Here is a 22,022-nt window from a genome sequence, read left to right as displayed (position 1 = left end):
CCCGTACGAGGCGTCGTACGGCGCCCATGAGCGCGTCGGGGCCCCGTACGAGGTCGACGACGCGGGGGACGGCCAGGTCGGTGGCCGTGACGGTGGCGGTGGGTACGGGGCGGGCGGGGGCGGCCCCGTGGGCGCCGCCGCTCTCCACGACGGCGCGGCCGTCACGCGCCCCGTCCGCCTGTCCCGGCAGCACACCGGACGGGGCGGGGGCACCGGCGCCGTCAGCACCGTCGTACGCCCCGGCCGCCCCCTGTCCGGGCACTCCCGGCGACGTACCGGCACTGCCGGAGGCGGTGACGGCGCCCGGAGCCCCGTCGCCGGGGCCGCCCTGCGGCGTCGACTGCCCCGGCACGCCCGCCGCGCGCGCGGGCTGTTCGCCGCCGAGCAGCAGGGAGGCCCGGCCCGCGTCCTCTTTACGGAGGAGCCGGATCGCCTCCGCGGCAGTCGTCGCGTCGGTCACCGCGATCGCGTCGGCCGCCGCGCCGAGCGCCGCGGCCACGGGGACCTCGAAGCCCGCCGTGACGGTGAGCAGTTCGGCGGCGGGACCCAGCAGGCCCGAGAGACGGTCCCGCGCGCCCAGCAGCGCACCGGTACCGTCCTTGCGGCGCAGCCCGAGGGCGAGCGCGTCGTGGCGGGCGGAGAGCGCGGCGCGCTCGCGTTCGGCGGCCGTGGCCGCCTCCCGCGCCGCCGTCAGCGCGCCCTCCGCCTCGGCCAGCGCCCCCTTGGCCCCGTCGTGCCGCTCGCCCAGTTCGTGGTCGTCGGCGTCCAGGCCGTCGACCTCGGCCTTGAGCTGTTCGTACTCCTCCTGGGCGGCGACGGCGCGCTGCCGTGCTCCGTCGCGGGCCTCGGCGAGCCTGCCGATCTCGGCCTGCGCCGACGCGGCGCGCCCACGGGCGGCGTTCACCTGCCCGTTCAGCCGGGCGAGGCCCTCCCGCCGGTCGGCGATCGCGCGCGCCACGTCCTTGAGCCGGCGCTCCTCCGCCGCGAGGTCGCGCTCCAGCTCGGAGCGGTGCGCGACGGTGTCCTCCAGCGCGCGTTCCGCCGCTTCGAGCGCGGCTTCCAGCTCCGCCTCCTGCTCACGGATGCGGGCGGCCTCCCGCTCCATGTCCTCGGGGTCCCGCCCGCGCCGTTCGTCCTCCGGCGTGGCGGTTGCGCTCTTCACCCGGGCGTCGGCGAGCGAGATCGTGCCCCGTACCCGTTCGGCGAGCTGGGAGAGCTCGTACCAGGTCTGCTGCGCGCGCTGGAGCCGCGGCGCCAGCCGCCGTACCTCTTCCTCCAGCTCCGCCTCGCGGGCCAGCGCGTTCCTAAGGCGCAGTTCCGCCTCCTCCTTGCGCTGCTTGAGCGCCGCCTCGTCGGCAACCTCCGTACGGAGGGCGTCGCGCAGTTTCACGAGATCGTCGGCGAGCAGGCGCAGCCGCGCGTCGCGCAGGTCCGCCTGGATGACGGCGGCACGCCGCGCCACCGCGGCCTGCCGCCCCAACGGCTTGAGCTGCCGCCGCAGTTCGTCGGTCAGGTCCTGCACGCGCGCGAGGTTGGCCTGCATCGCGTCCAGCTTCCGCAGCGCCTTCTCCTTGCGCTTTCGGTGCTTGAGAACGCCCGCGGCCTCCTCGATGAATGCCCTGCGCCCCATCGGGTCGGCGTGCAGGACCGAATCAAGTTGTCCCTGGCCGACGATCACGTGCATCTCGCGGCCGATACCGGAGTCGGAAAGCAGTTCCTGGATGTCGAGCAGCCGGCAGGTGTCCCCGTTGAGCTGGTATTCGCTGCCGCCGTTGCGGAACATGATCCGCGTAATGGTGACTTCGGCGTAGTCGATGGGCAGCGCACCGTCGGAATTGTCGATGGTCAGGGAGACTTCGGCGCGCCCGAGCGGTGGCCGGCCGGTCGTCCCGGCGAAGATCACGTCCTCCATCTTGCCGCCGCGCAGCGACTTGGCCCCCTGCTCCCCCATGACCCAGGAAAGCGCGTCCACGACATTGGACTTGCCCGAGCCGTTCGGACCCACGACGCACGTGATGCCGGGTTCGAACCGCAGCGTCGTGGCGGAGGCGAAGGATTTGAACCCGCGCAGGGTCATGGCCTTGAGGTGCACGCCGCCGGACTCTACCTGCCTCACATCACCCGACGCGGTTTCACCGCTGAATGAGCAGGGCACATCAGACGTGAGAAGAACCGGTTACGGGGCGGGGGGAAAGAAAGAAGGGACGCCGAAGCGTCCCTTGCATGTTCTTGCGAGAGCGTTTGCCCACCTGACCCCGACGGGGGCTGCTGTCAGGTGAGCGCGGGCTCCGCCTGGGGTACGTCGAGGTCGATGCCGTCGAACGGCGAATCGCCATGGTGCTGTGCGGCGGCAGCGCTCAGCGCGTCATTCTCGGACTGGATCCGTACGAGCTCGGATTCGAGGTCCTGGACGCGCTGCTGAAGCCGTCGCATCTCGGCGAGGAGTCGCGGGTCAGAACCGCCGACGTAACCGAGAAGCGCCTTTGCCATGATGGATGGGCCTCCACACTGAGTGACCGACCGAAGCGGTGTGGGTCGTGAGGGATTTCCGCACCCGCACTGCCCGGCAGAGGTTCTTCCGCACTGTGATTCCTACTGCCAAACAGCCAAGGTGCGCGGGGCTTCCAGAGTCTCACCAAAAAGTTTGACGGTCAACACGATCACAGCCCGTCATCGCCGGGCGGCCCAGGGGCGTGCGTCCGCGTGCGGTGCGACGGCGCCTCTCCTGCGGCCCCGGAGGGCGTGGAGATCTTTGTTAACGCGGCAGCCTGGCACGAGAGCCCGTTCTTGGCAACCATCGACGGATTCCGGCCAGAAGCACATGCCTGAGGCATACGGGCAGGCCGGACCGCTTCTCGGTCGGACGCGTCTTCGCTTACCTCGGCCTGTTCAAGATCGACCGCGAATGATCGAGATCTTTCGGACGTCTTCGGCACCCCGCGCCGCCGATCATGGTCACCGGATGGCGAAGGTGTCGTATCCACCGCGTGGTGTGCCCCAAATCTCAGTGACTCCGTCAACCCGGCCGGGCGTGTCGGCGGAACTGAGCCACTCCAGCAAACGGTGGCAATTATCACGCGGCCCTTCGGCGACGACCTGCACCCTGCCGTCGTCGAGATTCAGGGCGAAGCCCGTCAGGCCCCCGATCTCCAGAGCGTTTTCCCTGGTGAACCAGCGGAAGCCAACTCCCTGTACGCGACCGCGTACCCAAACGGTGATCCGTACATCTTCATTCATGCGTGCAAGCTAATGGGCCAATACCGCGCTGAGCACTTCGCCCCCACCCCGCTTGGCGTACAGTCCCGTCGAAATGAGGCTCACCCGAATGGGTGAAGAGCATTGTCGTGACGAGCGGTGCGAGAGCAATCGGGCGCACCTCAGCACATCGAGGAAGGCACAGCAGATGGGACGCCATAGTCGCTCGGCCGGCGCACCCGCCCCTGACGACCACGCGGCCGGTGCGGCAGGTCGTCACCGCGGCAGCGGCCGGGGCCGGAAGAGGGGCATCGCCGTTCCCGTACGCACCGGGCTGCTCGGCGCCTCCGCCGCGATGGCCATGGGTGCCGTAGCCGTGGCATCGGGCCTGCTGCCCGGTGGGGAGCAGTACACCGTCGGTGGGGGCAATCTCCCGGGTGAGCAGGTCCGCACGGCGGGTGCGCCCGAGCTCCAGCAGCAGGGCGGCTCGACCGCAGAGCCGACCGACGGGGCCACCACGTCGCCGGGCAAGGGGACCGACCGGCCGGACGAGCCGTCGAAGTCCGCCCCGTCGACGCCGGACAAGCCGTCCGCCTCCAAGAGCCCGTCGAAGCCGGCCAAGACGCCGGAGAGCGAGCCCACCAAGAGCCGGAGCGCGGAGACGAGCACCAAGCCGTCCAGCAGCGCGCCGGCGCCGGCGGAGACCACGGAGCGCGCCACCGCGCCGCAGGCGCCGCGCCCGTCCACCGCCGCCCCGTCCACCGCCGAGGCGGAAGTCCTCGCGCTGGTCAACCAGGAGCGGGCGAAGGTCGGCTGTCAGCCGCTGCGCGCCGACAAGGCGCTGAACGGTCTCGCCGAGGCGTTCAGCAAGGACATGGCGAACCGCGGCTTCTTCGACCACACCGACCCGGACGGCGACACTCCCTGGGACCGCGCCGAGCAGGCCGGCATCACGAACCTGGGCGGCGAGAACATCGCACGGGGCCAGGCCGACGCCCAGGCTGTGATGGCCTCCTGGATGGCCAGCGAGGGCCACCGCGAGAACATCCTGAACTGCGACTACAAAACCATCGGCATCGGCGCGCACTTCGCCGACGGCGGCCCGTGGTGGACGCAGGACTTCGGCTTCTGAGACAGCCGCGGGGTCGTCCCCGTGACGCATGGGTGAGGCCCGCGACAGCAACACGTCGCGGGCCTCACCCATGCGCCGCGACGGTGCGACGGCGCGGTGCGCGGCGTTACGGTGCCACGCGGGGCGGGCGTTGGCAGCGGGGGCAGAAGTAGCTCGACCGGTTCATCCAGGGGCGGCGGCGGATCGGGGTGCCGCAGCGGCGGCACGGCTCGCCCTCGCGCCCGTACGCGTCCAGGGACCGGTCGAAGTAGCCCGATTCGCCGTTCACGTTGACGTAGAGGCTGTCGAAGCTGGTGCCGCCGACCACGAGCGCGGCGTTCATCACGTCCCGTACGTGGCCGAGGAGTTCGACCGAGCGGGGCCGGGGCAGCGAGGCGGTCGGACGGTCGTGATGGAGCTTGGCGCGCCACAGCGCCTCGTCCGCGTAGATGTTGCCGACGCCGCTGATGAGGGACTGGTCGAGCAGCGCGCGCTTGATCGTCGTACGGCGCAGCCGCAGCGCGGTGTGGAACGCGGCGTCGTCGAACTCCGGGTCGAGCGGGTCGCGCGCGATGTGCGCGATGACGTCGGGCAGCCCGTCGGGGGTGTTCTCGTGCAGCGAGAGTCCGCCGAAGGTGCGCTGGTCGACGAAGCGCAGTTCGGTGCCGAGGTCGTCGTCGAACCGGATACGGATCCGCAGGTGCTTCTCGTCCGGGGCGGATTCCGGCTGTACGAGGAGCTGGCCGCTCATTCCGAGGTGCCCGAGGATCGAGGCGTCCGTGTCGGCGAGCGGCAGCCAGAGGTACTTGCCCCGGCGGCGGGCGACGCCGAAGCGGTGACCCTTGAGCCGGGCGGCGAAGTCCTCGCCGCCGGCGAGGTGGCGGCGTACGGCGCGGGGGTGCAGCACCTGTGTCTCGGCCACCGTCCGTCCCGCGACCCAGCGTTCGAGTCCGCGCCGTACGACTTCGACCTCGGGCAGCTCGGGCACGGTGCTCCTTCGGGGGACGGTGAGATGGGTGGCCGGGCCGCAGGCTGCGGCCCAACTGGCCGAAGACGGGGCGGGAGTTGACGGGGTGGTGGTAGCTGAGGACGAGCTGCGCCCCTCGTGCCGTACCGGCACAAGGGGCGCACCCGGAAAGGGAACCGAACAGCTCGGCTCAGGACTTGGCCACGTCGGCGGATTCCGAAGCCGGCACCGAAGAGGCATCCGCGCCCTCTTCGACGTCGGCACCGGCCCGGCCCTCCGACCCGGCCTCCGCCTCGGCGTCGGTGGCTTTCGCCGCCGCCCGTGCGTCCGCGTCCGCGCGGATGGACCGCCACGCGGTCTCCGCCGCCTGCTGTTCCGCTTCCTTCTTGCTGCGGCCGGTGCCGGTGCCGTACGAGACACCACCGACGCGAGCGGCAGCAGTGAAGGTCTTCTCGTGGTCCGGGCCGGTCTCCGTGACGAGATACTCGGGTACGCCGAGGCTCTCCGCCGCGGTCAGCTCCTGCAGACTGGTCTTCCAGTCCAGACCGGCACCGAGGTTGGAGGACTTCTCGATGAGCGGGTCGAAGAGCCGGTGCACCAGCTCGGACGCCGCGCCGAGGCCCTGATCGAGATAGACCGCGCCGATCACCGCTTCCAGGGTGTCGGCGAGGATGGACGCCTTGTCCCGGCCTCCCGTGCCCTCTTCACCACGGCCGAGCCGGATGAAGGAGCCGAGTTCGAGGCCGCGCCCCACTTGCGCAAGCGCACGCGAATTGACCACCGCGGCCCGCAACTTGGCCAGTTGGCCTTCGGGCAGGTCGGGGTGGATGCGATACAGCGTGTCGGTGACCACCAGTCCGAGCACCGAGTCCCCGAGGAACTCGAGCCGTTCGTTGGTGGGCAGACCGCCGTTCTCGTACGCGAACGAGCGATGGGTCAGCGCACGCACCAGAAGGGCGGACTCCAGCTGATAGCCGAGCCGCCCTTCCAGAAGCGTGTGGGACGAGGCTGTGCTGACGTTGTCTGCCTTCTTGGCATTGGACAGTTCAGACATCGAGCCTCTCACCAGCCGCTCAGACCTCGAGGACCTGGCGCTTGTTGTAGGTGCCGCAGCTCGGGCACGCGATGTGCTGGAGCTTCGGCTCCTGGCAACGCTCACACGAAACCAGGGTGGGGACCGCAGCCTTCCACTGCGACCGGCGGTGGCGCGTGTTGCTGCGCGACATCTTCCGCTTCGGAACAGCCACGGCTACTTCTCCTGCTTCTTGTCGGCACCCGGGTCGGCGCCGTCCATGTTGTCCTTCTCGCCGTCCTTGACGGTTTCGACGAGTCCTTGCAGTGACGCCCAACGCGGGTCGACGGCGTCATGATGATGGTCCGGGTTCTCGTCCAGCCTGATTCCGCATTCGGAACACAGGCCCGCACAGGTCTCCCGGCACACCGGCTGCATCGGCAGTGCGAGCACCACCGCATCACGCAGCACAGGTTCGAGGTCGAACAGTCCGTCCTCGATGTAGAGCCTGTCCTCGTCGTCCTCGGCGTCGTCGGCCGGTTCCGCCTGCTTGCTGCGGCCCCGGTCGTCGGCGTCAGGGTACGAGAACATCTCCTGGAAGTCCGCTGCCACGTCCTGGCGCACCGGCTCCAGACACCTTACGCACTCCCCCTCGGCGGTCGCACGGGCGGTGCCGGTCACGAGCACGCCCTCCATGACCGATTCGAGGCGGATCCGGAGCTCCACCGGAGCGCCTTCCGGCACTCCGATGACTCCGTCGATGCCGAAGTCCTTGGGTGCCGCCGCAGAGCGGGTCAGCCGCTTGAGCGCACCGGGACGCCGGCCCAGCTCGTGCGTGTCGAACACGAGGGGGTCGCGGTGGTCGAGGCGGGCGTTCAGGGCTGTTCCTGCTTTCGAGTCGTGGGGTGGGCCGCCAGGTCGCGTAGCGGGGCGGGCGGCCGGATCGCGGACATCACGCGACCGAAGGGCAAGGATACTTGACCGGCCGCCGTTGGCCCAATCCGGGCGTACGGCGCACCGTACGCGCACGGTGGGCGCACCGTACGAGGCTCAGCGGCCCTGCTCGTACCGGCGCAGCTGCTCCATGTCGATCATGCTCGTGTCGAACAGGCTGGTCTCGTCGAGAGCGCCCTGCGGGTCCTGCGCCTGCTGCTGGTGGTGCTGGGGCTGCTGCTGTGCCTGGGCGTCGGGGTGCTGCTGCCAGCCCTGCGCCGCCTGGTCGTAGTTCTGCCCGTAGCCCTGGCTGTAGTTCGGGTCGTAGGCGGCGGGGTCGTAGACCGGCTGCTGGGCCTGCTGGTACGCGTACGGGTCCTGCTGCTGGTAGGCGTACGCGTCCTGCTGCTGGTAGCCGCCGTAGGCGGGGTCCGCGTACTGCTGCTGGGCGGCGTGGTCGGCGTACTGCTGCGTGGCCTGGGCCTGCGCGGGGATCTGGACCTGGACGGGCTGCTGCTCCGGGGCCGGGACCTGGGACGGGGCCTGCGGGTCCATCGGCTGGTGCGCGGGCGTCCCGGTGTCCTGGAGCGGCTGCCGGTCCGAGAGCTCGGCGAGACCGGCCAGATAGTCCGCGTCGCTGGTGTGCCCCTGCCGTCCCGCGGCGTCCTGCTCCGCCATGTGCAGACCCAGGTCGTCGGTGGCGACCCGGCCGAGCAGCTTCTGCCGGCCGCGGCCGACCGCTTCGAGCGTCTTGGACAGGACGGCCTCGAAGGCGCCGAGCTTGGCGTCGACGTAGTCGTCCGCGCGGCGGATCAGGGTGTCGGGGTCGGCGCTGTACTCCGGGGCGTCCTCGTCGGCGTATCCCTGCGCGTCGAGCCCGGGGCCCCGGCCGAGGAGTTTCTCGCGGCCCCGGTCCACGGAGCCGATGGTCTTGTTGAGCACGACCTCGAAGTTGGCGAGCTTGGAGTCGACGTAGTCGTCGGCCTCGGCGCGGATCTCCTCGGCGTCCCTGCGGGCGTCGGCGAGGATGCGGTCCGCCTCTTCCTGGGCGGTGCGGGCGATCACGGTGTCCGAGATCAGCGAGGACCGCTCCGTGTGGGCCGCGGCGACGATGCGCTCCGCCTCCTGGCGGGCCTGCTCGGACAGCTGCTCGTGGCCGCCGAGCAGCTCCTGTGCCTGCGCGAGCGAGCCCGGCAGGGCCTCCCGGACCTCTTCGAGCAGCGAGAGCAGTTCGCTGCGGTTGACCACGCAGGAGGCCGACATGGGCATGGAACGGGCGTTCCCCACCGCGTCGACGATCTCGTCGAGCTTCTTCTGCACGTCCACCGTGTGCTCGCCACTCTCTACAGCCGGGTTGGAGACGGACGCAACGACTGTACGGCCAGTCGGTGCGCGCCCGGGACCAGATGACGGTCCGTCAGTTCCGGGCCCTGTCCGCCGCCCCGTTCCGCGCCCCGTCCGTCACCGCTTCTCCAGGCGCTCGGTCAGCGCCTCGTGCACGAGCGGAGGCAGCAGATGGGCCACGTCCCCGCCCCAGGTCGCCACCTCTTTGACCAGCGAGGAGGAGAGGAAACTGTAGATGGGGTTGGTCGGCACGAAGAGGGTCTCGACGCCGGAGAGGCCGTTGTTCATCTGGGCCATCTGGAGCTCGTAGTCGAAGTCGCTCACCGCGCGCAGACCCTTGACGATGGCCGGGATGTCGCGCTGCTTGCAGAAGTCGACGAGGAGGCCGTGGAAGGACTCGACCTCGACGTTGCCGAACTCGGCGGTGACCTGGCGGATCAGATCGATCCGCTCCTCGACGGTGAACAGCCCCTTCTTGGACTGGTTGATCATCACGGCGACGTGGACGACGTCGTACAGCTTCGAGGCACGGCCAATGATGTCGAGGTGACCATTGGTGATGGGGTCGAAGGACCCCGGACAGACGGCGCGGCGCAACTGAATTCCCTCGCTCTCCGGTCCGGTCATCGGGCGTCTTCAGGTGCGGCGGCGCGACCGTACCAAAGGGTTCCCTCGCCGTAGCGACGTGCTCGCAACGGTTCGAAGCCCTCCGGCCAGATGAACTCCCCACCTCTGGTGCTGCGCTCCACGGTGGCGACGGCTTCGTCATTGAGCCAGCCCTGTGAGCGGAGTGTGAGGAGGATCTCGCGAAGATCGTCATCGGTGACGGCGTACGGCGGGTCGAGGAAGACGACGTCGTACGGGGCGGCGGGGGCCGGTCCTGTCACGATCTGCTCGGCTTTGCCCGTACGGACCTCGGCGCCCGGCAGTCCGAGGGCGCGGACGTTGTCGCGTACGGTGCGGGCCGCCCGGCCGTCCGCCTCCACAAGGAGGGTGTGAACGGCGCCCCGGGAGAGGGCCTCCAGGCCGACGGCGCCGGAGCCGGCGTACAGATCGGCGACGCGCAGGCCGTCGAGGGTGCCGAGCAGCGCCTCCCAGGTGGAGAAGAGACCTTCGCGCGCCCGGTCGGAGGTGGGGCGGGTGCCGTTGCCCGGTGGGACGGCGAGACGGCGTCCGCCGGCGGCACCGGCGATCACGCGGGTCATGGGTGTCGGATCCTCGGTTCGTGGAGTGTTCGTGGCGTGCCAGGAACGGCTGCGGGCCGCGCGTGCGGTCGCCACCCACGATATGGCGTCGCCCGGCGCACGGCCCGCCGGGAGTGGCAGCGGGACCGGGGGGTCCCGCCGGCGGGACCCAGGGGGCGGAGGCCCCGAGCGGGGCTGTGCGGGGCTGTGCGGCCCTCTCAGCCCTTGTCGAGATACTGCTCCCGCTCCGTGTCCAGCAGGGCGTCCAGGGCCGTACGCAGCTCCGGGAACGCGTCGAGCTCCGGGTCCTGGGCGACCACGTCCACGGCTTCCTCCCGGGCCGCGGCGATGACGTCCTCGTCCTCGATGACGGAGAGCACCCGCAGCGAGGAGCGGACCCCGGACTGCGCCTGGCCGAGGACGTCGCCCTCGCGGCGCTGTTCGAGGTCGATACGGGACAGCTCGAAACCGTCGAGGGTCGAGGCGACCGCGCCGAGACGGGCCCGCGCGGGGCTCGCCTCCGGCATCTCCGAGACCAGCAGGCACAGCCCCGGGGCGGAGCCGCGGCCCACCCGGCCGCGCAGCTGGTGCAGCTGCGAGACGCCGAACCGGTCCGCGTCCATGATCACCATGGCCGTGGCGTTGGGGACGTTGACGCCGACCTCGATGACGGTCGTCGCCACCAGGACGTCCACCTCACCGGCGGCGAAGCGGCGCATCACGTCGTCCTTGTCGTCGGGCTGCATACGGCCGTGCAACACCTCCGTACGGAGGCCGGCCAGCGGTCCGGCGGTGAGCTGCTTCGCGATGTCCAGCACGGCCAGCGGCGGACGCTTGTCCCCGTCCGCCTCGGCCGCCTTCGACGCGGCCTTCTTCTTCGGCTCGTCCTCGCCGTCGCCGATCCGGGGGCAGACCACGTACGCCTGGTGTCCCTTGCCGACCTCCTCGCGGACCCGCTCCCAGGCGCGCGCCAGGAAGTGCGGCTTGTCCTGGGCCGGGACGACATGGGTGGCGATCGGGGAGCGCCCGGCGGGCAGTTGGTCCAGGACGGACGTCTCCAGGTCGCCGAAGACGGTCATCGCGACCGTACGGGGAATGGGCGTCGCCGTCATGACCAGCAGATGCGGCGGCTGCTTGCCCTTGGACCGCAGGGCGTCGCGCTGCTCGACCCCGAAGCGGTGCTGCTCGTCCACGACGACCAGACCCAGATCGTGGAACTGCACCTTGTCCTCGATCAGCGCGTGCGTGCCGATCACGATCCCGGCCTCGCCGGTGACCAGGTCGAGCAGCGCGCGGCGCCGTGCCGCCGCGCCCATGGAGCCCGTGAGCAGCACGACCTTGGTGGCCTTCTCAGGACCGCCCAGCATGCCTCCCTCGGCGAGCTCTCCCATCATCTCGGTGATCGAACGGTGGTGCTGCTGGGCGAGGACCTCGGTGGGCGCGAGCATCGCCGCCTGGCCGCCCGCGTCCACCACCGAGAGCATCGCGCGCAGCGCCACCATGGTCTTGCCGGAGCCGACCTCGCCCTGAAGGAGGCGGTGCATCGGGTGCTCGGTCGCCAGGTCGGCGAAGATCTCGCGGGTGACCGCCGACTGGCCGTCGGTGAGGGTGAAGGGCAGCTTGGCGTCGAAGGCGTCGAGCAGGCCCCCGGCCACGGGTTTCCGCGCCACCGCCGGAAGTTGGGTGTCCGCGTGCCGGCGCCGGGCGAGGGCGACCTGGAGCACGAACGCCTCGTCCCACTTCAGGCGGTCCCTGGCCTCGGCGACGTCCGCCTTGGTGTCGGGCCGGTGGATCTTCAGCAGTGCCTCGGGGAGCGTGACGAAACCGCGCCCCTCGCGAAGCGAGGGCGGCAGCGGGTCGGCGGCCTCGCCGGCTCTCGGCAGCACCGCGTCGACCGCCTTGGTGATCTTCCAGGACTCCAGTCCCTTGCACGCCGGGTAGATCGGGATGAGCTTGCCCGCGAAGGAGTCCACGGCCTCGTCGCCGCTGTCCGTGCCCAGCGGCACATACGTGGGATGGGCGAGCTGGAGCTTCCGGTTGAACATCGAGACCTTGCCGGCGAACATGCCCCGGCTGCCGGGCAGCAGGTCCTTGTGCGGCTTGTGGATCCCCCTGCCGAAGAAGACCAGTTGGAGGCGGCCGCTGCCGTCGGTGAGGGTGATCTCCAGCCGCTGACCCCGGCCGCCGTTGAACTTCAGGATGCGGGAGTCGGCCACCTGCGCGACGACCGTGACGTCCTCGTCCAGCGGGAGGTCGGCGAGGCGGGTGAGCTGGCCCCGCTCCTCGTACCGCCTCGGGTAGTGGTGCAGCAGATCACCGACCGTGTGCAGGTCGAGCTGCTCGGCCATCACCTTCGCGGTGGCGGGGCCGAGCGTCTTCTTGAGTGATTCATCCAGCGCGGACACACGATCCATTGCACACCACATCACTGACATCCGTCGCGCACCTGTGGACAACCGCGGGCCGGAGTCGGGTCCCGGAGTCGGGTCGGATCGGGTCGAGCGGGGGAAGCGTCAGCGGCCCGTCGCCCGGACCGCGGTGACGGCGGTGAGCAGGACGGCGCAGTCCTCCAGGGCCTGAAGGCCGTGCCGTTCGTGCGGGATCGGGCCGACCTGTCCGGCGATCATGTCCTGGTCCCCGGACTTCATCGTCAGCCGTACCCGGCCGTGCAGTACCTGAAGGCTGGCCGCCGGGGGCGTGTTGTGCTCGTCGAGGGACGCGCCGGAGGTCAGCGCGATGACCGTCTGCCGCAGTGGTCCGTCGTGGAGGAAGAGATGCGCGCTGCGGCCGTGGGCGCTGGCGCGCGCGTCGTCGAGCTGATGGCGGGCGAGTGCGGTCAGGTCGTCCATCGGTGGGCCTCTCACCTCGGGCGGTGCGCGCGTCTGGCATGGTGCGCTCCCCTTCCATCGTCACAGGTACGGCGCCCCGTGCAAGCGGTGGCCGGGGCGGCGTACGTACGAAGGGTGCGTACGACCGCCGCGCACGGGCCGGCTACTCCACGCCGATCAGCAGGGGCGCCGACTGGTGACCGCCTCGGTAGACGACGGTGTCGACGGCCAGGTGACCGTCCCGTACGTAGCGCTCCAGACGTTCGGCGAGGGTGTCGGGCACGTCCTGGCCGACCACGAGGGTGACCAGTTCGCCGCCCGCCGACAGCATCCGGTCCAGGACGGTCTCGGCGGTGGCGGTGAGTTCCGTGCCGATCACCGCGACGTCGCCGTCGATCAGGCCCAGCAGATCGCCGGCCTGGCAGATGCCGGCCATGGTCCAGGACTGCCGCTCGGCGACGGCCAGTTCGGCGTAGCGGGTGGCGCCGGCGGCGGAGGTCATGGCCACCACGTCCTCGTCGAAGCGGCGGCCGGGCTCGTGCACCGCGAGGGCGGCGATGCCCTGTACGGCCGCCCTGGTGGGGATGAGGGCGACGCGGATGCCCTCGGCGCGGGCCTGTTCGGCGGCAGCGGCGGCGGTGTGGCGCAGTTCCGCGTCGTTCGGCAGGAGCACCACCTCGTGGGCGTGGGCGCGCCGGATTGCGTCGACCAGTTCGCCGCTGGCCGGCGGTTCCCCGGGGCGGGCGAGCACCGTGGTGGCCCCGGCCTCGGCGCACAGCCCGGCGAGCCCTTCGCCAGGGACCACGGCGACCACGGCGCGCTGCGCCCGCTCCCGTTGGTGCCCGGCGGCGGCGCCGAAGTGCGTGATGCGGATGCGGTACGGGCGTCCCGCCTCCACACCGGCCTCCACGGCGGCGCCCGCGTCGTCGACATGCACATGCACGTTCCAGAGCCCGTCGCCGCCGACCACGACGAGCGAGTCGCCGAGCGCGTCGAGCCGTCGACGGAGCCGGGCGATGCCCGGCTCGTCGGTCTCCAGGAGGTAGATCACCTCGAAGGCGGGACCGGCGGGGCTGTCGTCGGCGTCGCAGGACTCCACGACGGCGGGCAGCTCGTGCGGGCGCGCGCCCGGCGCGACGGGGGACGGCGCGTCGCCCGTGACGGCCTCCACGAGCGCGGCCAGGACGGCGAGCAGGCCGCGACCCCCGGCGTCGACGACCCCGGCGCGGCCGAGGACGGCCAGCTGTCCGGGAGTCGCCGCGAGGGCGACGCGGGCCCCGGCGTACGCGGCGTGAACAGCCGCGCCGTCGCCGTACGCGGCACCGTCACCGGTCGCGCCGTCGGCCGTCGGGCGTGTGCGCGCCGCGGCGTCCGCCGCCGCGGACGCCACCGTGAGGATCGTGCCCTCGACCGGATGCGCGACGGCCTCGCGCGCCAGCTCCGCCGCCCGGTGCAGCGCCCTGGCGAGGTGATCGCCGCCGCCCCGCGCCGCCCCGTCGGCCCCGTCGCCGCGATCCGCCCGTTCCTCGCCGAGCACCTCCGCCATGCCGCGCAGCAGCTGCGCCAGAATCGTCCCGGAGTTCCCCCGGGCGCCGATCAGCGCCCCGTGCGCCATGGCCCGTACGGTGTCGGGCAGGTCCGGTACGGAGGCCCCCGTGGCGTGCGCGTCGAAGACCGCCTCTACGGCCCGCGCGGCGGATTCCACCGTCAGATAGAGGTTGGTGCCGGTGTCCCCGTCCGCGACCGGATAGACGTTGATCGCGTCGATCTCCTCACGGTCCCGGCCCAAGGCGTCCAGCGCCAGCGAGCACCAGGTACGCACCGCTGCGGCGTCGAGGGTCTGCGGCACCTGGGGGTCCTCCTTGGCGGCCTGTGCTGGGAGCTGCACCGCAGGGTAGTCCGCCCGCGCCGTCGTGGCAGGTGGGAAGGGGGGCGGGAGGAGAGCGGGTCCGTCCGTGGTAGTTTCGTTGAACCGGTCGGAGCGTTGTATGCTCCTCCGGTTGCCCGGCGAGAGTCGGGCCTCCTCCCCCGGCGCAGCCGACATCAGTCAATGATTCTGTCGCGCCGGAATTCACCGTAAGTGCATCTGAAGTCTTTGGAGTGACCCGTGGCTGCCAACTGCGACGTCTGCGGCAAGGGGCCGGGCTTCGGCAACAACATTTCGCACTCGCACCGCCGTACGTCCCGTCGCTGGAACCCGAACATCCAGCGCGTGCGTGCCGTGGTCGGTCGGACGCCGAAGCGGCTCAACGTCTGCACATCGTGCATCAAGGCCGGCAAGGTCTCGCGCTGACGTTCTCGTCGTAGCGCAGCCCCTGCGGTTGCCTTGAAAGCCGGTCCACCTCGGTGGACCGGCTTTTTGTCGTGCCCAGTCGTGCCCAGTCGTGCTCAGTCGTGCCCGGTCACGCCCAACTGACTTGCCCAACTGCCGCACCGTGTTCCGGTAGTTGAACGTCGGCCGACGGCCTCAGCGGAAGCGCCAGGCGTGGTCCACCGGGCCGATACCGCCGCCCAGCGGGAAGCCGGTGGCGATGGCGCCCGTCACATACTCCTTCGCGGCGACGACTGCCTCCAGGACCCCCTGCCCCGTCCCCAGTCCCGCCGCGATCGCCGAGGCGAGCGTGCAGCCGGTGCCGTGCGTGTGACGGTTGTCGTGACGGGGCGCGCGCAGCCAGTGCTCCTCGCCGCCGTCGGTCAGCAGATCCACGGCGTCACCGGGCAGATGTCCGCCCTTGATCAGCACCCAGCGCGGCCCGAAGGTGAGCACGGCGCCCGCGGCGCGGCGCATGTCCTTCTCGTCGCGCACCTCCACGCCGGTGAGCTGCGCGACCTCGTCGAGGTTGGGGGTGGCGACGGTCGCGGTCGGCAGCAGCCTCTCGCGTACGGAGTCCAGCGCCGACGCCGCGAGCAGCGGGTCCCCGTGCTTGGAGACCCCGACCGGATCGACCACCACGGGGGCGTCGGTCTCCGCGAGGAGTTCGGCGACGGTCTCCACCAGCGCCGCCGAAGCGAGCATGCCGGTCTTGACGGCCTGGACGCCGATGTCGTCCACGACGCTGCGGTACTGCGCCCGTACCGCCTCCACCGGCAACTCCCAAGCGCCTTGCACGCCGCGCGAGTTCTGCGCCGTGACGGCCGTGAGCACGCTCATCCCGTGCACGCCGAACGCCAGCATGGTCTTGAGGTCCGCCTGGATGCCCGCGCCGCCGCCGGAGTCGGACCCGGCGACGGTGAGGACACGGGCGGGCGCGCGGGCGGGCCCTTCGGGCACGGCGGACCGGGAGGATATCGGCATGCCCCGAATCTACTGGGCCCCTGGCCGGTCGAACCGTCGAGCCCTATGCCGAGTCGCCGAAGTGGTCCCAGCCGCCCTTGCTCGTCCACGGCGCCCCGTCGACCGTCACCTGCGGCAGCGCCGACGGGTTGAGGACCTCGCCGATCACCTTCCACCGCGCGGGCAGCTTGGCGTCCGGCGGGAACGTCGCGACGATCGCGTGATCCTCTCCCCCGGTCAGCACCCACTGGAGCGGATCCACGCCCACCGCCTGCCCGATGTCGTTCATCTGCGACGGGATGTCGATGAGCCCCGACCGCAGATCGATACGGACCTTGCTCGCGTCGGCGATGTGCCCGAGGTCGGCGACGAGGCCGTCGCTCACGTCCGTCATCGCCGTGGCGCCGAGGCCCGCCGCCGCCGGTCCCGCGTGGTACGGCGGTTCGGGACGCCGGTGCGCCTCGACGAAGGCACGCGGTGACCTGAATCCGCGCGACAGCACCGCGTGCCCGGCCGCCGACCACCCCAACCAGCCGGTGTACGCGACGACATCGCCCGGCCGCGCGCCCGCCCTGGTCACCGGATCGTGGTTGCGCAGATCGCCGAGCGCGGTGATCGCGAGGGTGATCGTCTCGCCCCGTACGACATCGCCGCCGACCACCGCGGCGCCCGCGACCTGGCACTCGTCGCGGATGCCGTCCATCAGCTCGGTGGGCCAGGTGACCGGGAGTTCGGCCGGGACGACCAGGCCGAGCAGCAGCGCGGTCGGCACCGCTCCCATCGCCGCGATGTCGGCGAGGTTCTGTGCGGCGGCCTTCCTGCCCACGTCGTACGCGGTCGACCAGTCGCGGCGGAAGTGCCGCCCCTCCAGGAGGACGTCCGTACTCGCCACGACCCTGCGGTCGGGTGCGGCCACCACCGCGGCGTCGTCGCCCGGCCCGAGCCGGACCGCCGGGGTGGTGGTGAGCCGGGACGTGAGCTCCCTGATGAGTCCGAACTCCCCCAACTCGCCCACGGTGCCCTTCACCGAGTCCCACCTCTCGTCGTGCGGCCGGCGTTTCCGGCCGGCCTGCTTGTCCGACCGGGGTTCCGGCCGCTGCGTCGGCTGCGCGCCCGCGGTCGCGGACCGTCACCGCTCTCGGTACGCCGACGCGTACGTCAACTTCACTGCTCGGTAGGTCACGCCGTCGGTGCCGCCGTACGCGCGGGTCTCCCCGCGGCACTGGGTGACGCGATACCGTGGCGTCCCTTCCCCCCACAAGATCCTCGTGGCCGCCCTGGAGGTTCCGTGGTACAGGCGTACATCCTTATTCAGACCGAGGTGGGCAAGGCGACGTCCGTCGCCGAGACCATCGCGAAGATCCCTGGAGTGATACAGGCCGAGGACGTCACCGGCCCCTACGACGTGATCGTGCGTGCCCAGTCCGACACGGTGGACGACCTCGGCCGCCTGGTGGTCGCGAAAGTCCAGCAAGTGGACGGGATCACCCGCACCCTGACCTGCCCGGTCGTGCACCTGTAGCCCCCGTCTACGCTTGGCCGGTGACCCTTCCGCTGCGCAGGCTATCCGGCCCCCGACTCGCCCGCCTGTCCGGCGTCCTCGTGCTCGCCGTGGCCGTCGGCTGCTCCTCCCCGGACGCCCCGGCGTCGGTTCCGGTTCCCAGCCCTCCGGCGGAGGAGGCGGCGTACTGCCGCGCACTGGACAAGGAGTTGCCAAAGACCGTCGCGGGGCACGACCGGAGTGACCCGGAGCCGAGTTCCGTCACCACCGCCGGGTGGGGGGACGCCGCGATCGTACTGCGGTGCGGCGTCCCCCGGCCCGAGCGGATGAGCGACCCCCAGGCGAAGGGCGTGGACGTGGACGGCGTCAACTGGATGCTGGAGGAGCGGGATTCGGGCCCCCGGTTCACCACCACGTACCGCAAGACGTACGTCGAGGTCACGCTGGACGAGCGCTATCTGCACGACATCAGTCCGCTGTCGGACCTCGCGGCGCCGGTGGCCGACACGGTGCCGCCGAGTCTCTGAGCCCCTCGGGCGCGCCCCGCGGACGGGTGCGCGCCGCCCCTCAGCGCAGTCCGGTCGGACGGCGCAGCGCCGCCTGGATCAGCCGGTCGATCAGCTCCGCGTAGCCGACGCCGCTCTCCTGCCACATCCGCGGGTACATCGAGATCGGTGTGAAGCCCGGCATCGTGTTGATCTCGTTGATGACGAACCCGCCGTCCTCGGTAAGGAAGAAGTCCGCGCGGACAAGCCCTTCGCAGGACACGGCGTCGTACGCCTCGACGGCGAGCCGCTGGACCTCGGCCGTCTCCTCCTCCGTAAGAGGCGCGGGCACCAGACCGGCGGCGGCGTCGATGTACTTGGCCTCGAAGTCGTAGAACTCGTGCGACGTGACGGGCGGGATCTCGGCGGGCACGCTCGCGCGGGGCCCGTCCTCGAACTCCAGTACCCCGCATTCGATCTCCCGGCCGCGCAGCAGCGACTCGACCAGGATCTTCGGATCGTGGCGCTGCGCCTCCTCGATCGCGTCCTCCAGCCCCTCCAGGGCGTCGACCTTGGTGATGCCCATGGAGGATCCGGCGCGTGCGGGCTTCACGAAGATCGGCCAGCCGTGCTCGGCGGCGAAGTCCACGATCTTCTTGCGGGCGCCCGAGGGGTCCTGCTGCCACTCGCGCGGGCGGATCACCTCGTACGGCCCGACGGGCAGCCCGTACGAGAGGAAGACCCGCTTCATGTACTCCTTGTCCTGGCCGACCGCCGACGCCAGGACGCCCGCGCCGACGTACGGGACACCGGAGAGCTCCAACAGCCCCTGGAGGGTGCCGTCCTCGCCGTACGGACCGTGCAGCACCGGGAAGACGACGTCGACCTCGCCGAGCGCCTTGGGTACGGAGCCCTGCTCGCTGTAGACGACCTCCCGGTTGCCCGGGTCGACGGAGAGGACGACGGCGCCCTCCGTGGACTCGGCCAGTTCCTCGACGCTCGGCAGCCGGCGGTCGGCGATGCCCATGCGGTCCGGTTCGTCGGCGGTGAGCGCCCAGCGGCCGTCCGTGGTGATGCCGATGGGCAGCACCTCGTACTTCGTCCGGTCGATGGAGCGCAGTACGGCGCCGGCCGTGACCACCGAGATGGCGTGCTCGGAGCTCCGGCCGCCGAAGACGACCGCCACGCGCGGCTTGCGGAGCTGCTGCTCAGGGCTCTGGGGGAGGTTCTCGCTGCTCATATCGCGATGAGGTTACCTGCTGACCGGCGCCGAGTCAGCGGCGTTCGGGCTTGGCGCTGCGCGCCATCAGCTCCTTCACCGCGACGAGCGGGGGCTTCCCCTCGTGGACGATGCTCACGACCGTTTCGGTGATCGGCATGTCGACACCGTGCCGCCGGGCCAGATCCAGCACCGACTGGCAGGACTTGACGCCCTCGGCGGTCTGCTTGCTCGCCGCGATCGTCTGCTCCAGCGTCATGCCGCGGCCGAGGTTGGTGCCGAAGGTGTGGTTGCGCGAGAGGGGCGAGGAACACGTCGCGATCAGATCGCCCATTCCGGCGAGTCCGGAGAAGGTGTGCGGGTCGGCGCCCATCGCGAGCCCCAGGCGGGTGGTTTCGGCGAGGCCGCGCGTCATCAGCGACGCCTTGGTGTTGTCGCCCAGTCCCATGCCGTCGGCGATGCCGACGGCGAGCCCGATGACGTTCTTGACGGCGCCGCCGAGTTCGCAGCCGACCACGTCGGTGTTCGTGTACGGGCGGAAGTACGGCGTGTGGCAGGCCGCCTGGAGCCGGTTGGCGACGGCCTCGTCGGTGCAGGCCACGACGGCGGCGGCGGGCTGCCTGGCGGCGATCTCCCCGGCGAGGTTGGGGCCGGTGAGGACGGCGACGCGGTCGGCCGGCGCCTTGGCCACCTCGGCGATGACCTCGCTCATGCGCTTCGCGGTGCCCAGCTCGACGCCCTTCATCAGGGAGACGAGGACGGTGTCCGACGGCAGCAGCGAGGCCCACTCGGCGAGATTGGCGCGCAGGGTCTGCGAGGGGACGGTCAGGACGCTGAACTCGGCGTCCCTCGCCGCCTCCGCGGGGTCGGTGGTGGCCCGTACCGAGGAGGGCAGTTCGAGGCCCGGCAGATACTCCGGGTTGGCGCGGGTGTTGTTGACAGCGTCGGCGACCTCGGGGCGGCGGGCCCAGAGAGTCACCTCGCATCCCGCGTCCGCGAGAATCATGGCGAACGCCGTTCCCCACGATCCCGTCCCGAAGACCGCGACGCGCGTCACTTCGACCCCTCTTCCGCGGCCTTGCGCCGCTTCTCTTCCAGAACCTTGCGGTGGTCGTACGGCGCGGCGGGCACCGGCTCGCCGCGTACCTCGGCGAGCAGTTCGGTGATCGCCGCCATGATGACCTCGGTGACCTCGCGGAGAACTTCGGGCGTCGGGTCCATGCCGTAGAAACGGGAGAGGTCGATCGCCGGGCCGGCCTGCACGCGCAGCGTCTTGCGCGGAAAGAGGCGGACCTTGTTCTCCTTCGCGTAAGGCGGTATCACCAGATTGGCGCCCCACTGGGCGACGGGAATGACCGGCGCCTTCGTAAGGAGGGCGACGCGCGCCGCACCGGTCTTGCCGGTCATCGGCCACATGTCCGGGTCGCGGGTGAGGGTGCCTTCGGGGTAGAACGCGACGCATTCCCCGCGCTCGATGGCGTTCACGGCGGCCCGGAATGCGTCCAGCGCGTTGGAGCTCTCGCGATAGACGGGAATCTGTCCGGTGCCGCGGAGCATCATGCCGACGAAAGGCACGTCGAAGAGCGCGGCCTTGGCGAGCAGTCGCGGCACCCGGCCGCTGTTGTACTGGAAGTGTCCGTAGGAGAGTGGGTCCAGAGCCGAGTTGTGGTTCACGGCGGTGATGAATCCGCCCTCGGCCGGAATGTGTTCCATTCCCCGCCAGTCCCGCTTGAACAGAACGACCAACGGCGGTTTCGCGATGACCGCTGCCAGGCGGTACCAGAAGCCGATTCTGGGGCGGGACACTCGGACACCTTTCTCTGTGGCCTGGCTTGGGCCGGCCCTGGCTGCTGGGGGTCAAGTGTCGCCCCAGGCCTCTGCTCTGTCGAGAACACCGTACGCCCCGGCCCGTGGACCGAACCGGCGGGCTCAGTCAGCCATTCCCGGGGCGTGCTCCGCCCCGTACCGCGTCGTGCGGCGCGATCGGGCCACAATAGAGTGCCGAACGCTCAAGGACGGAGAGCCCGCCACGAACACCGACCCGACCGACTCCTGGTCCCTGGTCGTCCCGCTCAAGCCGCTCGTGGTGGCCAAGAGCAGACTCGCCGGGTCGACGGGGGATCTGCTGCGGCCCCAGTTGGCGCTGGCGTTCGCGCAGGACACCGTCGCCGCGGCGCTGGCCTGCCCCGTCGTACGCGACGTGGTGGTCGTCACCGACGATCCGCTGGCGGCGGCCGAACTGACGGCGCTGGGCGCGCGCACCGTCCCCGACAGCCCGGCGGCCGGGCTCAACGCCGCGCTGGCGCACGGCGTGCGGGAGGTCAGGGCGGACCGGCCACGCGCCCCCGTCGCGGCCCTCAACGCCGATCTGCCCGCGCTGCGGCCCGCCGAGCTGGCGCGGGTGCTCACCGCCGCCGCTGATTTTCCGCGCGCATTTCTCGCGGACGCCGCCGAAATCGGTACGACTTTGCTGGCCGCGCGGCCCGGATCGGAATTGAATCCGGCATTCGGTGGCCCTTCGCGGCTCCGGCATTTGTCCTCGGGTGCCGCGGAAATTGTGCTGGCCGGTGTGGATTCCGTACGGCGGGATGTCGATACGGGAGAGGATCTGCTGGCTGCCGCGGCCCTGGGGCTCGGCCCGTACACGGCGTCGCGCCACCCGCAGGCCGACCCCACCGCGGCTCCCGCCTCCGACCCGGTCTGCGGGGCGCCGCGGGGATGCTGACCGATACGCTGGCGGGCATGCAGGCGACCGCGTACACCTTCGAATCCGAGACCCGCAGCGGCAGTGTGCTGCTCGACGACGGGACTCCGGTGGACTTCGACGCCGCGGCGTTCGACGCCGGCGGTCTGCGGCTGTTGCGGCCCGGTCAGCGGGTCCGTATCGAACGCGCGGGCGGGGACAGCGGGAACATCACCCTGGTGACGCTCCAGACCCTCTGAGGGCCCTCGGAGGCCCCCCGCACGCC

24 protein-coding genes are annotated in these 22,022 nt (G+C 71.2%); 6 read left to right on the top strand and 18 right to left on the bottom strand.

Annotated features, from left to right (window positions below; all coding sequences use genetic code 11):
- The 3 genes from BHU15_RS20915 to BHU15_RS38435 all read right to left on the bottom strand — a co-directional run.
- Positions 1–2,092 (bottom strand): chromosome segregation SMC family protein (locus BHU15_RS20915; protein WP_171908405.1); only part of this gene is annotated, 2,092 nt, incomplete at its 3' end.
- 179 nt (positions 2,093–2,271) lie between these two features.
- On the bottom strand, positions 2,272–2,490 hold the full coding sequence (locus BHU15_RS20910; protein ID WP_023538382.1) for a hypothetical protein: 219 nt from the start codon (positions 2,488–2,490) through the stop codon (positions 2,272–2,274).
- Positions 2,491–2,955: 465 nt separating this feature from the next.
- Positions 2,956–3,237, bottom strand: coding sequence for an acylphosphatase (locus BHU15_RS38435; protein ID WP_078494174.1), 282 nt, complete (start codon positions 3,235–3,237; stop codon positions 2,956–2,958).
- 166 nt (positions 3,238–3,403) lie between these two features.
- On the opposite strand from BHU15_RS38435, the gene BHU15_RS20905 reads away from it, so the two are divergent.
- A complete protein-coding gene (locus BHU15_RS20905; protein WP_069628592.1) occupies positions 3,404–4,327 on the top strand; it encodes a CAP domain-containing protein in 924 nt (307 codons plus the stop codon).
- A 106-nt stretch (positions 4,328–4,433) separates the two neighbouring features.
- On the opposite strand, the gene mutM is transcribed toward BHU15_RS20905, so the two are convergent.
- The 10 genes from mutM to BHU15_RS20855 all read right to left on the bottom strand — a co-directional run bounded on the left by mutM (position 4,434) and on the right by BHU15_RS20855 (position 14,462).
- Complete coding sequence (gene mutM / locus BHU15_RS20900; RefSeq protein ID WP_069628591.1) at positions 4,434–5,294, bottom strand: bifunctional DNA-formamidopyrimidine glycosylase/DNA-(apurinic or apyrimidinic site) lyase; 861 nt, start codon at positions 5,292–5,294, stop codon at positions 4,434–4,436.
- 169 nt (positions 5,295–5,463) lie between these two features.
- Positions 5,464–6,327 carry a ribonuclease III gene (gene rnc, locus BHU15_RS20895; RefSeq protein WP_069628590.1) on the bottom strand — a complete coding sequence of 288 codons (864 nt, stop codon included), beginning with the start codon at positions 6,325–6,327 and terminating at the stop codon, positions 5,464–5,466.
- Between the two features lie 19 nt (positions 6,328–6,346).
- Positions 6,347–6,520, bottom strand: coding sequence for a 50S ribosomal protein L32 (gene rpmF, locus BHU15_RS20890; protein WP_003965982.1), 174 nt, complete (start codon positions 6,518–6,520; stop codon positions 6,347–6,349).
- A gap of 2 nt (positions 6,521–6,522) precedes the next feature.
- Complete coding sequence (locus tag BHU15_RS20885; RefSeq protein ID WP_069628589.1) at positions 6,523–7,131, bottom strand: YceD family protein; 609 nt, start codon at positions 7,129–7,131, stop codon at positions 6,523–6,525.
- 204 nt (positions 7,132–7,335) lie between these two features.
- Positions 7,336–8,544, bottom strand: coding sequence for a F0F1 ATP synthase subunit B (locus BHU15_RS20880; RefSeq protein WP_069628588.1), 1,209 nt, complete (start codon positions 8,542–8,544; stop codon positions 7,336–7,338).
- Positions 8,545–8,679: 135 nt separating this feature from the next.
- Positions 8,680–9,159: a pantetheine-phosphate adenylyltransferase gene (coaD, locus tag BHU15_RS20875; RefSeq protein ID WP_209269179.1), complete on the bottom strand. Its 480-nt coding sequence runs from the start codon at positions 9,157–9,159 to the stop codon at positions 8,680–8,682.
- A 26-nt stretch (positions 9,160–9,185) separates the two neighbouring features.
- The gene (rsmD, locus tag BHU15_RS20870; protein WP_069628587.1) at positions 9,186–9,767 is read right to left on the bottom strand and encodes a 16S rRNA (guanine(966)-N(2))-methyltransferase RsmD; all 582 of its coding nucleotides are present in this window, start codon (positions 9,765–9,767) and stop codon (positions 9,186–9,188) included.
- 197 nt (positions 9,768–9,964) lie between these two features.
- Positions 9,965–12,160, bottom strand: a complete 2,196-nt coding sequence (gene recG / locus BHU15_RS20865) for an ATP-dependent DNA helicase RecG (protein ID WP_069628586.1) — start codon at positions 12,158–12,160, stop codon at positions 9,965–9,967.
- A 99-nt stretch (positions 12,161–12,259) separates the two neighbouring features.
- Positions 12,260–12,595, bottom strand: coding sequence for a cupin domain-containing protein (locus BHU15_RS20860; protein WP_069628585.1), 336 nt, complete (start codon positions 12,593–12,595; stop codon positions 12,260–12,262).
- A gap of 142 nt (positions 12,596–12,737) precedes the next feature.
- A complete protein-coding gene (locus tag BHU15_RS20855) occupies positions 12,738–14,462 on the bottom strand; it encodes a DAK2 domain-containing protein (RefSeq protein ID WP_255293164.1) in 1,725 nt (574 codons plus the stop codon).
- A 219-nt stretch (positions 14,463–14,681) separates the two neighbouring features.
- On the opposite strand from BHU15_RS20855, the gene rpmB reads away from it, so the two are divergent.
- Complete coding sequence (gene rpmB / locus BHU15_RS20850; RefSeq protein WP_003957616.1) at positions 14,682–14,867, top strand: 50S ribosomal protein L28; 186 nt, start codon at positions 14,682–14,684, stop codon at positions 14,865–14,867.
- 174 nt (positions 14,868–15,041) lie between these two features.
- Here rpmB and thiD read toward each other — a convergent pair whose 3' ends face one another.
- On the bottom strand, positions 15,042–15,869 hold the full coding sequence (gene thiD / locus BHU15_RS20845; protein ID WP_069628583.1) for a bifunctional hydroxymethylpyrimidine kinase/phosphomethylpyrimidine kinase: 828 nt from the start codon (positions 15,867–15,869) through the stop codon (positions 15,042–15,044).
- A 43-nt stretch (positions 15,870–15,912) separates the two neighbouring features.
- The gene (locus BHU15_RS20840; protein WP_069628582.1) at positions 15,913–16,875 is read right to left on the bottom strand and encodes a thiamine-phosphate kinase; all 963 of its coding nucleotides are present in this window, start codon (positions 16,873–16,875) and stop codon (positions 15,913–15,915) included.
- 261 nt (positions 16,876–17,136) lie between these two features.
- On the opposite strand from BHU15_RS20840, the gene BHU15_RS20835 reads away from it, so the two are divergent.
- Positions 17,137–17,370, top strand: coding sequence for an Lrp/AsnC family transcriptional regulator (locus tag BHU15_RS20835; protein WP_023538395.1), 234 nt, complete (start codon positions 17,137–17,139; stop codon positions 17,368–17,370).
- Between the two features lie 20 nt (positions 17,371–17,390).
- Positions 17,391–17,876 carry a DUF3515 domain-containing protein gene (locus tag BHU15_RS20830; RefSeq protein ID WP_069628581.1) on the top strand — a complete coding sequence of 162 codons (486 nt, stop codon included), beginning with the start codon at positions 17,391–17,393 and terminating at the stop codon, positions 17,874–17,876.
- Positions 17,877–17,916: 40 nt separating this feature from the next.
- On the opposite strand, the gene BHU15_RS20825 is transcribed toward BHU15_RS20830, so the two are convergent.
- Genes BHU15_RS20825 through BHU15_RS20815 form a run of 3 tightly spaced genes read right to left on the bottom strand, consistent with a single transcriptional unit; the run spans position 17,917 to position 20,859 of the window.
- A complete protein-coding gene (locus tag BHU15_RS20825) occupies positions 17,917–19,074 on the bottom strand; it encodes a D-alanine--D-alanine ligase family protein (protein ID WP_023538397.1) in 1,158 nt (385 codons plus the stop codon).
- Between the two features lie 34 nt (positions 19,075–19,108).
- Complete coding sequence (locus tag BHU15_RS20820; protein WP_079128269.1) at positions 19,109–20,110, bottom strand: NAD(P)H-dependent glycerol-3-phosphate dehydrogenase; 1,002 nt, start codon at positions 20,108–20,110, stop codon at positions 19,109–19,111.
- Positions 20,107–20,859 (bottom strand): lysophospholipid acyltransferase family protein, encoded by a 753-nt coding sequence (locus BHU15_RS20815; RefSeq protein ID WP_069628580.1) that lies wholly within the window; start codon positions 20,857–20,859, stop codon positions 20,107–20,109. Before BHU15_RS20815 ends, BHU15_RS20820 begins: the two co-directional genes overlap by 4 nt.
- Before the next feature lie 166 nt (positions 20,860–21,025).
- On the opposite strand from BHU15_RS20815, the gene cofC reads away from it, so the two are divergent.
- Positions 21,026–21,778, top strand: coding sequence for a 2-phospho-L-lactate guanylyltransferase (gene cofC / locus BHU15_RS20810; protein ID WP_255293163.1), 753 nt, complete (start codon positions 21,026–21,028; stop codon positions 21,776–21,778).
- 17 nt (positions 21,779–21,795) lie between these two features.
- The gene (locus tag BHU15_RS40860) at positions 21,796–21,996 is read left to right on the top strand and encodes a hypothetical protein (protein WP_031229385.1); all 201 of its coding nucleotides are present in this window, start codon (positions 21,796–21,798) and stop codon (positions 21,994–21,996) included.
- Positions 21,997–22,022 lie beyond the last annotated feature (26 nt).

Origin of the sequence: Streptomyces niveus, from assembly GCF_001723055.1 — a bacterium.
In the GTDB taxonomy this organism is placed as follows: domain Bacteria; phylum Actinomycetota; class Actinomycetes; order Streptomycetales; family Streptomycetaceae; genus Streptomyces; species Streptomyces niveus.
This window is presented reverse-complemented; position numbering and strand designations above follow the sequence as displayed.